Origin of the sequence: Flavobacterium sp. YO64 (assembly GCF_004119505.1) — a bacterium.
Classification (GTDB): domain Bacteria; phylum Bacteroidota; class Bacteroidia; order Flavobacteriales; family Flavobacteriaceae; genus Flavobacterium; species Flavobacterium oncorhynchi.
Map to the genome: position 1 here is coordinate 1 of NZ_NRQV01000054.1, position 15,634 is coordinate 15,634.

Annotated in this window: 7 protein-coding genes; 6 read left to right on the plus strand and 1 reads right to left on the minus strand. The window is 34.3% G+C overall.

From position 1 onward, the window contains the following. The first annotated feature begins 74 nt into the window (after nucleotides 1-74). The 5 genes from BOW57_RS20215 (at nucleotide 75) to BOW57_RS20235 (ending at nucleotide 11,034) form a co-directional block, all read left to right on the plus strand. On the plus strand, nucleotides 75-1,247 hold the full coding sequence (locus BOW57_RS20215) for a FecR family protein (protein ID WP_129056926.1): 1,173 nt from the start codon (nucleotides 75-77) through the stop codon (nucleotides 1,245-1,247). Nucleotides 1,248-1,508: 261 nt separating this feature from the next. After that, on the plus strand, nucleotides 1,509-5,063 hold the full coding sequence (locus BOW57_RS20220; protein ID WP_164973751.1) for a SusC/RagA family TonB-linked outer membrane protein: 3,555 nt from the start codon (nucleotides 1,509-1,511) through the stop codon (nucleotides 5,061-5,063). Between the two features lie 2 nt (nucleotides 5,064-5,065). Next, nucleotides 5,066-6,565, plus strand: coding sequence for a SusD/RagB family nutrient-binding outer membrane lipoprotein (locus BOW57_RS20225; RefSeq protein ID WP_241687484.1), 1,500 nt, complete (start codon nucleotides 5,066-5,068; stop codon nucleotides 6,563-6,565). A gap of 209 nt (nucleotides 6,566-6,774) precedes the next feature. Continuing rightward, nucleotides 6,775-8,901 carry a glycoside hydrolase family 97 protein gene (locus tag BOW57_RS20230; RefSeq protein WP_129056932.1) on the plus strand — a complete coding sequence of 709 codons (2,127 nt, stop codon included), beginning with the start codon at nucleotides 6,775-6,777 and terminating at the stop codon, nucleotides 8,899-8,901. Nucleotides 8,902-9,027: 126 nt separating this feature from the next. Next, nucleotides 9,028-11,034, plus strand: a complete 2,007-nt coding sequence (locus BOW57_RS20235; protein ID WP_129056935.1) for a glycoside hydrolase family 65 protein — start codon at nucleotides 9,028-9,030, stop codon at nucleotides 11,032-11,034. Between the two features lie 178 nt (nucleotides 11,035-11,212). Here BOW57_RS20235 and BOW57_RS20240 read toward each other — a convergent pair whose 3' ends face one another. After that, the gene (locus tag BOW57_RS20240) at nucleotides 11,213-14,812 is read right to left on the minus strand and encodes a heparin lyase I family protein (RefSeq protein WP_129056937.1); all 3,600 of its coding nucleotides are present in this window, start codon (nucleotides 14,810-14,812) and stop codon (nucleotides 11,213-11,215) included. A 597-nt stretch (nucleotides 14,813-15,409) separates the two neighbouring features. On the opposite strand from BOW57_RS20240, the gene BOW57_RS20245 reads away from it, so the two are divergent. Further along, the gene (locus BOW57_RS20245; RefSeq protein ID WP_129056939.1) at nucleotides 15,410-15,607 is read left to right on the plus strand and encodes a hypothetical protein; all 198 of its coding nucleotides are present in this window, start codon (nucleotides 15,410-15,412) and stop codon (nucleotides 15,605-15,607) included. Nucleotides 15,608-15,634 lie beyond the last annotated feature (27 nt).

The window sequence follows — 15,634 nt, forward strand, 5'->3', positions numbered from 1 at the left end:
TTTTTTGAAAAAAAGTAATTTTTCAATACTACCTTCTGGGATATCAGTTGTTACTATAATAAATCAACAATAGGATGATAGATATCTTTCAAATTTCCAAATTACTCATCAAACGAAAGTTAAAAGTCTTAACCAATTCTGAGAAAATAGAATTGAAAGATTTTGCTAAAAAAAACTCGTTTGTAAAGGAAATTAAAATTAAAAATTTAGTAGATAAAATTGATTCTTACTCAGAAATTGATACGGAAAAAGCATGGGAAAAACTAGAAGCTAAGTATCAAGAGAAGAATAAAAGACCTGTTTTTAGATTAAGTAAAAAAACTTTATTTAAATATGCAGCCGCTGCTATGGTGACAAGTTTACTCACCGTAACTTTTTTATACAAGGACAAAATATTTAGTACATCAACTGAAATTCCTGCAGTTGTAAAGAATAATATTGAAAATATTAAACCTGGAACTGATAAAGCAACTTTAACTTTAGGTGATGGTTCGAAGATAGCATTAGAAAAAGGAACTCCAATTAAAACTCAAAATGCACACATTAACGGCGGCGAGATTATTTACAAAGACAGTAAACAAAATCCATCAAAATTGGTTTATAATTATTTAACAATCCCTAGAGGCGGTCAATTCGTTATAAAACTATCCGATGGCACAAAAGTGTGGTTAAATTCTGCCTCTCAGTTAAAATTTCCTGTAGCATTTATCGAAGGAGCATCAAGAGATGTAGAATTGGTGTATGGTGAAGCCTATTTTGAGGTGTCAAAAAGTACGGAACATAAAGGAGCTCATTTTCAGGTTTATAATAAAAATCAGAAAGTTGAGGTTGTGGGTACTGAATTTAATATAAAAGCTTATAACGACGAATCAAATGTGTACACAACTCTTGTAAACGGAAAAGTGAATGTTGAAACAGGAAACAAGAAATTAAGATTATCTCCAAATCAGCAACTAAATCTAGATCTTAAAAATAATACTTCAATAATTAAAACGGTGGATGCTTATAACGAAATATCGTGGAAAGACGGCGTCTTTACTTTTAAAGGAAAACCACTAAAAGAAATCATGAAAGTAATATCAAGATGGTACGATGTTGATGTGATTTTTGTAAATAAAAAGCTTGAAAATGTACAGTTTAAAGGTAGTCTTGACAAAAAACAATCGCTTGAAGAGATTCTTTCAATTATGAAATCAACTACAATTGACAGTTATGAAATTAAAGATAAAACTTTAATGATAAAGTAAACGCTTGAAACAATAGTACTGATTCTCTAAAAGAAGTTTGTTTTAAATAAAGAAGAAAATAAAATTACTAACTAATTATAACCAAAATAAAAATATCGCCTATGAAGTAAAAAAAGAAGGATAGAGTTTAACCGACCAAAGTACTAACTCTATCCCCTTATCAAATTATCAATTAATTAAATTTTTTAACTAAAAAATAATGACAAATTTATGAAAATTAATTTTAAGCATCCCCATTTTTACTTTAGAAAGGGGCTATTAATGAATATTATGCGAACATTCATCTTCTTATTTTGCACAACACTTTTTGCCCTGACTCCTGAAAATGTTTTGTCACAACAATCAAAAATTGAGGTGAAAGAAAATAAAAAAATGTCTATAGATGAAGTTTTCGACTTGATTATGGAGCAAACCGATTATAAATTCTTTTATGAAGAAGGGATTTTTAAAGGACTTCCTATGGTAACTTTAAAAAAAGGTACTATAAAAACTAATGATCTTTTAAAACAAAGTCTTGCAAATGCGAACATAGATATTGTAATAGGTAAAAATAATGCCGTAATTATTAAGGAAAAGCCTAAGAATGTAACTTCAGTTTTGCAAAAAATTAAAATAACAGGAACAGTTACAGATATTGCCGGAATACCTATACCTGGGGCTAATGTGACTGAAAAAGGAACTAAGAACAGTACGCAAACTGACTTCAATGGTAAATTTGTTATAGAAGTAGCAAATAATAATGCCATATTAGAATTTAGCTATATCGGAATGGTATCTCAAGAAAAACCAGCCAGTTCAGTAATTGTAAATGTGCAATTAAAGGAAAATACCACTCAGCTTGATAATATTGTGGTAACGGCATTAGGTATAAAGAGAGAGAAAAAAGCTTTAGGTTATGCTTCGCAAGAAGTTAAAGGAACCGATTTAACAGCAGGTATTGCAAGTGGAAACTTTCTTAATGATCTTTCTGGAAAGGCTGCGGGGGTTTATATTAGAAAAAATACAAATTTTGGAGGTTCTACAAATGTAATCTCAAGAGGAGTAAAAAGTCTTACCGGAAATAATCAAATGCTTATTGTAATTGATGGTATTCCTATCAATAATTCAACGGTAAATTCAAGTACAGCTTCACAAGGAGCAAGAAACACTTATGACTATGGTAATGCTGCTATGGATATTAATCCTGATGATATCGAGTCAATAAACGTTTTAAAAGGTGCTGCAGCTGCCGCTTTATATGGATGGCAGGCCGGTAATGGTGTTATTATGATCAGCACTAAAAAAGGTAAAGCAACGAAAGGAATGGGAATAACTATTTCAAGTGAATTTAGTGTAGGTTCTATCGATAAAAAAACTTTTCCTGTTTACCAAAACAAATACGGACAAGGTTATGGTCCTAGTTACGATGCAGCAGGTAATCCAAAAGGAATACCGGTAGGACCAACAGGAGCCTTTTTTACGATAGATAAAAACGGTAATCAAGTTGTAACCACAACCGATGATGCTTCTTACGGTGTGGCTTTCGATCCAAATCTTTCTGTTTACACATGGGAATCATACAGTCCATATTCTTCAAAATACGGACAGAAATCACCATGGCAAGCTGCTAAAAATGGTCCTATAACCTTTTTTCAAACCGCTACAACATTCAATAATTCAATATCTCTTGAAGATGCTAATGACAAAACCAACTTTATTTTAAATTACAATAATTTTAAAGAGACTGGTATTTTGCCAAATAGTGAATTAAAGAAAAACAATGCAAGTATCAAGTTAAATCACAAGTTTACAGATAAATTATCTACTAGTGTTTTTGCAAATTACATGACACAAAGTACGATTGGTAGAAATAGTTCTGGATATACAGGAGATAACATTACGGGTTGGTTTCGTCAATGGTGGGGTACTAATGCGGATCTTAAATCACAAAAAGAGGTTTTTGAAAATTCAGGAGGACAAAATATATCTTGGCTTATGGGAGATCCTGCTAATGGAAACACAGCTCCAAAAACTATGGATAACCCATATTTTACGCGATATAAAAACTACCAATCTGATGAGAGAAACCGTTTTATTGGTTACGGTCAATTGGATTATAAATTTACAGATTGGTTATCAGCTTCTGGAAAAGCAAGTATTGATAGTTACTCAGAGTTACGTGAAGAAAGAAAAGCTACAGGATCTATCAATGGATCATTTGGTTTAAGCAGAGCAAATGTTCCTTCAGGATATCAAAAATATGTTGGTTCGTTTTCTGAGCAAAACTATCAGTTTATCTTAACTTTTAATAAAAAAATTGGAGAGGACTTTTCTGTAAATGCTTTGGCAGGGGTAAATACTTTAAGAACAAAAACGAATTCAACTCTTGCTTCAACAGATGGAGGACTTATAATTCCAGATATTTTTGCATTGTCAAATTCAGTAAACCCTTCCCCGTTTCCATTAGAAACAGAAAATAATTCGGCGGTAAACAGCTCTTACGCTTCTGTTTCTTTAGGATACAAAGATTTCTTGTATTTAGAAGGAACTGTTCGAAATGATGCCTTTTCTACTTTACCAAAAGGTAATAATTCATTAAATACATTCTCTACTTCTGCAAGTTATGTTTTTACAAACCATATCAACGCAGATTGGTTGTCTTTCGGGAAATTAAGAGCAAGTTATGCAGAGAATCCACAAGGGAACATTGATTTGTACTCTTTAAGAGATGTTTATGATAAATTTAATCCATTTGGATCAAATCAAATTTATTCAATACCAAATAGAAGTAATAATCCTGATTTGCGCCCTGTAAAAACCACATCTCAAGAACTTGGTTTAGAAATGCAATTTTTCCGCAAAAGAGTTGGATTTGATGTGAGTGTGTATAAAAGTTTAAGTAATGACCAAATATTCCCTGTAGATTATTCTACTGCAACTGGTAACTCTTCAAGATATGTAAATGCAGGGTCAGTTGAAAACAAAGGTATCGAGGTACAGTTTAATGTGACTCCTATACAAACAAAAGATTTTAGTTGGGATGTATTTTTAAACTGGTCTAAAAATGAGAATACACTAGTATCATTAGCATCAGGAATTGAAACGCTTTCAATAGGAGGATTTCAAGGAATAGGTATAGTGGCAAAAGTAGGTCATCCTTATGGAGATATAGTTGGTAAAGATTATGTTTATGCTGCGGATGGGCAAAAAGTTACAGAGAATGGTCTTTACGTAATGACAACTACAACAAACAATGTTATTGGAAATATTACTCCTGATTGGATTGGTGGACTTCGTAATAAATTTACATACAAACAAGTTTCGTTTGGTTTCTTAATCGATGTGCAGCATGGTGGTGATCTTTACTCTCTAGATCAAGCATACGGTCAGCATACAGGTTTATACGAATCGACGGCAGGATATAACGAATTAGGAAATCCTATTAGAAATACACTTGCAAATGGAGGCGGACTTATTCTTCCTGGAGTAAATAAAGATGGTACGCCAAATACAACCAGAACACCACGTCCAGAAGTTGCAGGAAGTATTTACGGATATAAAGCCAATCCCGAAAAGGCATATATATACGATGCAAGTTATGTTAAATTAAGAGAGGTAAGTCTTAGTTATACATTCCCATCACAGTTTGTATCTAAAATGAAATTGACTGATTTAAGAGTTTCTTTAATTGGATCTAATTTATGGATAATCAGTAAAAATCTTCCTGATGCAGATCCAGAGAGTGGAGTTAGTGCAGGTAATTTATCTTCAGGTTATTCTGGAGGTTCACTTCCTTCAACTAGAAACATTGGTTTTAACCTTACTTTAAAATTTTAATGATGAAAAAAATACTTTTATTACTATCTATTGTAAGCATATCTTTTTCGTGCAGCTCAGATATTACAGATATGAATACTGATCCTAAAAAGCCAAGCAGTACACAACCAGAATATTTATTCACGGGCGCACAGAAAGCATTAGTTGATCAGATAGTTACAACTAGTCAGGTTTTTAGATTGTTTTCACAGCAATGGGCATCAACTACAATTCCTTCAACAAGTCAATATGTTATTCCAGATATTCCAGATGCGCGTTTCACAGTGTTTTATAGAGATGTGCTAAGAGACTTTTCCGCTGCAAAAACAATGATTGAAAATACGCCAACTTCAACTGCTGCGGCTGATATTGCTGTAAAGCAGAATAAATTAGCACTTATTGATGTTTTAGAAGTTTACAGCTACAGTATGCTGGTTGATACTTTTGGAAATGTGCCCTATTCTCAAGCTCTTGATATTAAGAATTTTCCTTTGCCTGCTTATGATGACGCTAAAACTATTTATATGGATCTTATAGCAAGATTAATAAAAGACTCTGCTATACTGAAAGCAAATTCAGCTAATGCTAACTTTGGGAGTGCAGATATTGTTTATGGCGGAAATGCGGCAAGTACTGCAAAATGGGCAAAATTTGCTAATTCATTAATTATCAAATTAGCCGTAAATATTTCAGATGTTGATCCTGCTTTTGCGGCGACTACTGTTCAGGCAGCACTTGCAGCAGGTCCATTGGCAAGTAATGCAGATAATACCAAGTTAAATTATTTAACCACTACCGGAAATCAAAATCCATTATACAACACATTAGTAACTAGCAATAGAAACGATTTTATTCCAGCTGAACCTTTTGTTGCCGCAATGGACGCTATAGTTCCCGGAGGTGATCCAAGAATGACAAAGTATTTTGTAAATGCAACAACACCTGCACCTGCGCTTCCTGCAGGACGAACTTTTATAGGTGGTACTTATGGCGAAGCCAATGTTTTTTCAACCTATTCACATATAACAGCAACATTAAATAATCCTGTGTTTCCAGGAACTTTATTTGATTATTCTGAATTGCAATTTTTATTGGCGGAAGCAGCTGAGAAAAATTTAATTCCAGGAGGTTCTACAAAAGCTAAAACATATTATGATGCGGCGATAACCGCTTCAATGTTAGATTGGGGAGTAGCTGCGACCGCTATCACAACTTACCTTGCAAGTCCTAAAGTAGCTTACACAAATAGTCAAAGTGGAGCAACTTATAAAGAAAAAATTGGTAATCAAGCATGGTTTGCACTTTATAACAGAGGATTTGAAGCATGGACATCTTATAGAAGATTAGATTTTCCAATTTTAAAATCACCTAAAGCAGCTGTAAACAGAGGTATTTTGACTGTTCCTGTACGTTATCTTTATCCTAGTGCAGAGCAGACAAAAAATGAAACCAATTATAATAAAGCGGCTGGTGATATTGGTGGTGACTTAATGAACACTAGAATATTTTGGGATAAATTCTAGTCCTGATCACATTATGTTTTCTTAATTAATTTGATAATCGAAGATTGAATACTAATTCATTATTAAGATTATAGAAGATAAAAAGTTTGGTTTTTGTCTAAAAAATAACCCCATTTATTTTTTTGTAATTGGGGTTATTATTTTTTGCCATATAGAGCCATTTCTAGAAAACTATCCAAATAAAACAATACTAATTCAAATTTTACAGTATGAAAAACATACTTTACACAGTTCTGTTTTTTATTATAGGATTCCAAGTTACGAATTCGCAGCAGTTGAAATCTCCCAACGGAAATTTTATTATGGAGTTTGCGTTACAAAATGATGGAACCCCAACTTACAGTTTAATATACAAAGGAAAAACAGTTGTAAAGCCCAGTAAGTTAGGAATTGAACTCAAAGAAGATAAAAACATCAAAAAATCTTTATTGAATGATTTTGCGATAATGGATAAAAAAACTTCTTCATTTGACGAAACTTGGAGGCCGGTTTGGGGCGAAGTATCATCAATTCGAAATCAATACAACGAACTTGCGGTAACATTAATTCAAAATGAAACCAATAGGCAGATTATCATCCGTTTTCGATTGTTTAATGATGGTTTAGGTTTTCGTTATGAATTTCCATCCCAAAAAAATCTTACCTATTTTGTCATAAAAGAAGAAAGAACACAATTTGCAATGACAGGAGATCATACCGCTTTTTGGATGCCGGGAGATTATGATACTCAAGAATATGATTATACCACTTCGAAGTTATCTGAAATAAGAGGACTTTTTCTAAAAGCAAAAAACAGAAACTTATCTCAGCCTCCCTTTTCTTTAACCGGAGTACAAACGTCGCTGATGCTAAAAACAAACGATGGTTTGTATATTAACTTACACGAAGCGGCATTAATTAACTATTCTTGCATGCACTTGAATTTAGATGACAAAAATATGGTATTTGAATCTTGGTTAACTCCAGATGCAAATGGCGATAAAGGATACATGCAAGCTCCTGCAAATTCACCTTGGCGTACCATTATTGTAAGTGATGATGCCAGAGAAATTTTAGCTTCTAAAATGACTTTAAATTTAAATGAACCTTGTAAAATTGAAGATACTTCTTGGATAAAACCGATCAAATATGTTGGTGTTTGGTGGGAAATGATTACAGGGAAAAGTTCATGGAGATATACCGATGAATTACCATCTGTACAACTTGGTATTACAGATTATTCTAAAGTGAAACCAAACGGAAGACATGCGGCAAACAATGAGAATGTCAAGAAATATATTGATTTTGCCGCAACAAATGGTTTTGATGCCGTTTTAGTCGAAGGCTGGAATGAAGGCTGGGAAGACTGGTTGGGCCGCTCGAAAGATTACGTTTTTGATTTTGTAACTCCCTATCCTGATTTTGATGTAAAAGGGATACACGAATATGCAAAATCAAAAGGAATAAAAATGATGATGCATCATGAAACATCTGGATCTGTTCGTAACTATGAGCGTCACATGGACAAGGCTTATCAATTTATGAAAGATAATGGATACGATGCTGTAAAGAGCGGCTATGTAGGCAGTATTCTTCCAAGAGGAGAAAACCATTATAATCAGTGGATTGTAAATCATTATCAATATGCTGTAGAAAAAGCGGCAGAATACAAAATTATGGTCAATGCGCATGAAGCGGTGAGGCCTACAGGTATTTGCAGAACTTACCCTAATTTAATTGGAAACGAATCGGCAAGAGGAGGAGAGTGTGAAGCTTTTGGCGGATCAAAACCAAATCATGTAACAATAATACCTTTTACCCGATTAATTGGCGGACCAATGGATTATACTCCAGGGATTTTTGAAATGGATATAAGTAAAATTAATCCACGCAATAAATCGCACGCTAACTGTACACTTTCAAATCAACTCGCATTATATGTAACTATTTACAGTCCCTTGCAGATGGCTGCCGATTTACCTGAGACTTATAATCGTTTTTCAGATGCTTTTCAGTTTATTAAAGATGTCGCAGTAGATTGGAGTGAAAGTAATTACTTAGAAGCTGAACCGGGTCAATATATTACCGTTGCCCGTAAAGCAAAAGGAACCAATAACTGGTTTGTAGGGAATGTAAATGGAATTGAGCCTCGAACTTCTAACATTAATTTTGATTTTTTAGAAAAAGGAAAAAAATACACCGCTACTATTTATGCCGATGGAAAAGAAGCGAATTACAAAACAAATCCCCAAGCTTACACTATTCGAAAAATTGCCGTAACAAATAAATCAAAACTTTCTCAATTAAGTGCATCTGGCGGCGGTTATGCGATAAGTATACTTGAAGACAAAAAGTAAAAAGCAGTTTAGGATTTTATAAGTTCTTTTAACGATGAATAAGAACTTAGATCTGAAACTTAAATAGAAGTAATTATTGAGTTACATTTAATGAACTAGGTTAACTATAAATTAAAAATCAAGAATATGAATTTGAATATAAAATTTTTGACGGTATTATTATTGGTGAATTTTGTTGTTTCTGCACAAACAAAAGGAGACGAATGGAACTTGATTGCGAATTCGAGGGAAAATTATTTTGGAGTTGCAATGGCAAATGGCAAGATCGGAATTGTTACTGATGATACCCCTCTAAAAACAAAAGAAATCATCCTAAATGGCGTTTACGAGCCTAATCCTAAAAACGGAATTAGTAAAGTGGTAAGAGGAATTGAGTTTTTAAATCTGCACTTATCAATTGATAACCAAATGGTCGACGGTACTAATATTGATCATTGGAGTCAACAAGTTTCAATGAAAGAAGGAACAAGTACTACTTCGTTTCAATTTAAAGATTTAGCTCAAATTAAGTATACCATTTTGGCTAATAGAGTATTGCCTTATTCAGCAATGGCAGTTGTTGAGATTGTTCCGATGCGGGATATTGAAATTAGCGCATCAAACTATATGAATGTTCCAGAAGAGATGAAGACAGTCAAAAGCGAGTTTAGGGTGATGAAGAAAAAGAACTACGGAATACCTCTTTTTAGAACTATTGCTCAGACCAATACTGGTAAATGGACGGTTTCAGCTTCTACTACTTTTCTTTTTGATGGCAACGCAGAAGTAGTGTCACAAAAAGGATCAGAAGCAGGTTTTTCAAGGAAAATACAAAAAGGAAAAAAATATCGTTTTGTAGTTGCTGGAGGGACTTGTAATTCTAAAGATATTTTAGATCCAGTAAATGAAGCAGAACGCCAAGCTATTTATGCTTTTTCAGAAGGGATAGATAATTTACTCGATAAACATAAAAAGGCATGGGCTGATTTATGGGAGACAGGAGATATTCAAATAGAAGGCGATTTAGATGCGCAGCAAAGAGTTAGATTTGCCTTATATAACTTATATTCTTTTATTCGCGAAGGAAGCAGACAAAGTATTTCGCCTATGGGATTATCATCTCAAGGATACAACGGACATATTTTTTGGGACACAGAACTTTGGATGTACCCATCGCTTTTAGCATTACAGCCAGAATTGGCAAAATCGTGTCTAGACTACAGATCTGATCGATTGCAGAAAGCAAAACTGAAAGCATTTATTTATGGTTATAAAGGTGCCATGTATCCCTGGGAATCTGATGATACTGGAGAAGAAGCTACACCAACAAGTGCTTCAATGGGTATTTTTGAACAACATATTACAGCAGATGTTTCAATTGCTTTTTGGAATTATTATGCCTTGACTCAAGACAAAAAATGGTTACGTGAAGAATGGAATGTAATAAAAGAAACCGCTGATTTTTGGGTTAGCAGAGTTGTAAAAAATACAGATGATAGTTATTCGATTTTGAATGTGGTTGGAGCTGATGAATATGCTTTAAATGTTGATGATAATGCTTTTACAAATGGAGCTGCGATTGAATCATTAAAAAATACCATAAAAGCTGCTGAAATATTGAATGAGCCGATTAATCCAAAGTGGATTGAAATTTCAAACAAACTAAAAATTCATAATGAAAACGGAATTACTCAAAATTATAAAGGATACAAAGGTCAAGCGACAAAACAGGCTGATGTGAATTTGTTAGCCTATCCACTGCATGTTGTAAATGATGAAAAACAAATCAAAGCAGATTTAGATTACTACGCTGCAAAAGTTGATTTAAAAGACGGGCCGGCAATGACTTTTGGTGTGTTCTCCGTTCTGTATTCACGTTTAGGAGATAGAAAGAAAGCATATGAATATTTCGTAAAATCGTATTTACCTAACAGTCGTCCGCCATTTGGAGTATTCTCAGAATCGGCTAATAGTAACAATCCGTATTTTGCTACTGGAGCAGGAGCAATGCTGCAAGCTGTTATTTACGGTTTTGGAGGTGTTGAACAAACGGATAATGGATTGAAATTCAACAAAGGCTTACTTCCTGAAAAATGGAAATCTTTAAAGATAATTGGTATTGGAACTGAGAATAAAACGATCATAATAAAATAAGTAAGATTAAGTTTGGTATCGCAATTTTCTTTGAGTTAGCGGCATCGAGATTTAGTTTTGTTTTTGTTTTTTGGAAGAAGAAAGGGATAACAGATGTATTAAATTAGTACATCTATTATCCCTTTCTTAATTTAATCGAATGACTTTTTTTTATAAAGTTTACGATCTAGACCTTAACTTATTGTTTTACAAGCTTAATTGTTTTAGCATTATTTCCATTGCGTATTTCTACAAGATATGTTCCAGGGCTTAGATTACTTCTTAACGCTATGGCTGATGTGTAACTTGATTTTACAGTATCTATTTTTCTTCCTAAAAGATCAAAAACATTAATAACAATGTTTTGCTTATCGTCTCCTCCCGTGATGTTTATTTGGAATTCGGTTTTTGTTGGATTTGGAGATCCGCTTACCATAAAATCATCGATTTGCTGTTCTGCAATTTTAAAAGAAGAAGTACTTAAAGAAGAATTGTTTTCGCATAAACCAAGAGAACAGCCATGTGCTAAATGAGCCGCAACAGCATTAGTTGAAATACAAAGACTTTTATTATTGGTATGACATACTGTTACTTTTTTGTCAGCACAACGAACATCAGTTACTGTTATTTGTTTTGTTATAGTGACTTGGCAGGCTAATGCGTCAGTAATAGTTAAACTGTAGTCGTGAATTCCTGCTGTCGAAGGACTTATTGAAATACTATTTGTTGTTGCTCCATTACTCCATGAATAAGCAAAAGGCGCTGTTCCGTTTGAAGCTGCAGCAGTCAATGTTAATGAAGAAGAACCATATCCCAGATAAATTGTATTAGCATTTCCTCCAGGATTTACAGCGTAAACATCAGGAATATTCGCAGAGAGTGCGCTGTTAATAGTTACAGTTGTTGTATTTGCACTGCTATTTCCTGCGTTATCAGTAACTGTCCATATTATATGAGACGTTCCTACGTTAAAGTTTCCGCTGGCATCCAATCCGCTTCCGTTTCTTGTAGTTGCACCTGTAATTTCGTAAGTAACCGTATTAATAATGCAATTATCAGATGCTGTTGCTGACGGAATAGTATAGTTACCGTTTGACTCATAACAAAGAGCAATAGTAGCAATTGAATTTACTGTTGGAGCTTTTGTATCAATTACAGTAACAGTTTGTGTAGTCACAGCTGTATTGCCGCTTTCATCAATGGCGGTCCAAACTACAGTTGTTGTACCGTGAGGAAATAATGTCGGCGCATTATTAGTAATACTTGCAACAGAACAATTATCAGTAACCATTGGCTGCGTTAATACCAATGCCGCACCACATTGATTTTCATCATTGCTCACTGTTATTACAGCTGGTACAGCAAAGATTGGTTTTTCTGTATCATTAACCGTAATTATAAAAGAGGTTGAACTACTGTTGCATCCATCGGTCGCTGTCCAGGTAACAGTCGTATTCCCTTTATTAAAAACTTTATTTGCTAATGAACCGCTGCCAGTGGCTGAAGTTGCACCAGTAAGTAAATAGTTATAAGTAATAGTATTACAGTTGTTCAATGCTGTTATATCAAATTCATTCGCTTGAACGGTATATGTAGATACACCTGTATTTGTACTCCTGATAATATCGGATTTTGCAGGAACATAAAATGTCGGCTTAACTTGACCGTTGAATGAAAAGTCGTCGATACCCACTAAAGGATTTCCAGAAGTTTTGTTAGAGCCGTACCAGTATAAACGAAGTGTGATTGGAGTTTTAATATTCGATAGAGGACTTAAGTCATAGGTTAGTAATGTTGCAGCAGTTCCAGTAAAAGATTGAGGTGCTGTGATGTCACTCGTAAAACCATCTGCGCTGGACCTCATAACATATGTACTTGGATCAGCTGCATTTCCCTTTCTCGCTGTAAATTTAAGGTTAGAAAAATCTATTTTGTAACCATTATTAGGTTGCAGCTTAAACTCAAAATATTGATTAAGATTTAGAGCAGTAGCAGGATCCGAAGCAGTTGTTTTATTAGTCCATCCATTTAGTAAAACACGGCCGCCAATTTGACCTGCAGTATTAAGTCCGCCACTAGTGCCATAATAAAAATTGGGTGTTGCATTTCCATCGCTGGCGATATTAGGATTCGTTGTATTTCCTGTTGTAATAGGCGCGGTAAAGTCAACAGGAGTACTGGTAAAAGTATTACCCCAAATTTGTATCGGTGCACTGTTATTATTAAGTTCAAAAATCTTTATATCATCATGATAAATAATACGTGTTGCTACATTGGGTGGGTCAGTAGTAATAGACTGCCCAGGGCGGTATAATCCCCATTTCAAATATCCAGAAGGGTTAGTCTCGGGAACATCCTGATTGAAAGTTCTAAAATTACTCACCTGCCAAGCCAAAGTATAATCAGTTTGACCTGGTAACCTGTAATAAACCTTATAATATCCAGTTGCATCAGTTGTCATTTTTGCGTCAATTCTAAAATCGATCCACTGATTGATGTATGGACGAAAATCGCCTATAATAGATGGTTCAATATTATCATTGGGTATACGGAAAGTAATACTATTACGTTTCGCACTAAGATACCAAGCAGGGTTTTCGCCTCCACTTTGTTTGCCTTGAAAAATAATATCCCCGCTTTGTGCCATACCCGATGTATAAGGTTCCCAATCTTTCAGCTGCAGACTAACTTCAAAACGGCGTTCATCTCCAGGGTAGTATTTTCCATCAGCAAACATTTGAGCGGTAGCTGCTTCGCTTCGCCAATGGTTATCAGAAAAATATCCTTCGTCTCCTATTGTTACGCGGTGAGCAATAGCATAATTGCCGGTACGACCAGGGCTTACTAAGTATTCTGCGTCAGCAGCGGTGGCATGGGTTGTCGTTAAATTTGGAATACCAGAGTTTACTGTACCACTTTCGTAATCAACATTAACAAGCGTATTGGTAATCGTTGCAGGAGGTGTTGGAGGTGCAGCGGTTAAAAAATTAGAATAACTGATGTCATCAATATACAATATAGGAGCCGATGATCCTGCGCCCACATTCAGTAAATTCATTCCGCTGATGTTAGTTCCCTGCGCAAGTAAACCTGTTCCAGGATCTGCATTAGTAAGTACTTTTATAGTATCAATCCAAATATCATAAGTACCCGCCAGAAGGTTATGAGTTACCATGTTTGCACCACTTCCAGTTACGTATGATGCAGTGCTATTACTGTTATTCATAAAAAACTTCAGAATATAAACTTGGTTTTTGTTAATTGTTGTCTGAGAAAGCCCGGTTGTTGTATAATTTGGACTTGCAGCCGAAGAGAGCCAATCGAGGTTGACAGTAGTTGCAGCGGGAGATAATCTCAAAGCAGCAAATGTTTGCGGTAAACTTACTCCGCTGCTATTATTAAAATTACTGCCATTACCAAAATACAATAAGAACCTGCCATTAGTTCCTGAGCTGATATTGATTTTACATTCAAAAGCAGCGACATTAGAAGCTGTAAAAGGAGCTAGAGCAAATTTAGCCCCCGTTACAGTAGTGCCGCCATTTATTTTAAGTTCGGCTCCTGTACCTCCTGCAAAATTAGAAGAGGTGAGTTCAACAGCGCCTTCAGCAGCCGATGAAGCTTTTACACTGGCATTGCCGCCGCCAGCCATTGGTGCGGGTAAATAGGTAGAACTATAAGTTGTAGATGTATATGGCTCTGAGGCGGTAACCCCAAAGTTATATACCCAACTAGAATCTTGAGCTTTTGCTTCTAATAAAGAAAAGACACAAAGTAAAGCAAGTAAACTTTTTTTCATAATTAAACGGTTTTTGGTTGAGTTAGTAAAGCAGCAATTTTTTAATTGGATTGTATAAGCCAATTAAAAAAAAGCTTGTGGTTTTTATAGTGGATGTGTATTAATGTTCATTTTTTTTATTTTGGCAGGATTATTTTTTTGTTTAATTTTTTTATTTCCGAATAGTATAAATACTAACAGCACTTTTTTAAGAAGAAATAATTTTTACTAAGCCGAAGAAGTCAGTAAGGATTAGAAATTCTTTTTTCGTGAGGTAATAGTTTACAGCAATATTTAGTTTTGATAAGCACTTTTATAAAGCTAATTTAAACTTGATGATGAAAATGGTATTTCAAATTCAGCTATAAATGTTTTGATTTTGTACAAATGTTTATTTTTATCAAATTGCAGGAGCAGAATTTCGCGGTTGTGAATATTCTTTAATGACGTTTTTTAATCAGTAGGATTTGCATTTGAAACCACAGCAGTCTGCTTTTAATTACAAAGAAAACGGATTACAATAAAACACTTTGCGACGTTTACAGTGGTATAACGCACACTTTTTTATATGAAAATGTAAAAGGCTTCGAGCCAATAAGAAATGCAGATTATTACTTTTTGTTAAATAAAATTAGTGCTGACAATAAATACAGTATAATTAATGGCAAAGGAGCTGTACTTACAAAAGAAATTATTGTGCCTGATTATAAACAATATAATTATTCAAAAGAGTATTTTGAGCTTTCTAAAAAATTCAAAGGAAAACCAACAGAATGTTATGACAAAAAAGGTGTTAAAATTCAATGTACTAAGTAGTTAATGTAATCTCTCAATAAAAAAAGC

Excerpts from the sequence above, each read along its gene's own strand:
- BOW57_RS20215 (WP_129056926.1), top strand. The coding sequence starts at position 75 with ATGATAGATATCTTTCAAATTTCCAAATTACTCATCAAACGAAAGTTA.
- BOW57_RS20220 (WP_164973751.1), top strand. The coding sequence starts at position 1,509 with ATGAATATTATGCGAACATTCATCTTCTTATTTTGCACAACACTTTTT.
- BOW57_RS20225 (WP_241687484.1), top strand. The coding sequence starts at position 5,066 with ATGAAAAAAATACTTTTATTACTATCTATTGTAAGCATATCTTTTTCG.
- BOW57_RS20230 (WP_129056932.1), top strand. The coding sequence starts at position 6,775 with ATGAAAAACATACTTTACACAGTTCTGTTTTTTATTATAGGATTCCAA.
- BOW57_RS20235 (WP_129056935.1), top strand. The coding sequence starts at position 9,028 with ATGAATTTGAATATAAAATTTTTGACGGTATTATTATTGGTGAATTTT.
- BOW57_RS20240 (WP_129056937.1), bottom strand. The coding sequence starts at position 14,812 with ATGAAAAAAAGTTTACTTGCTTTACTTTGTGTCTTTTCTTTATTAGAA.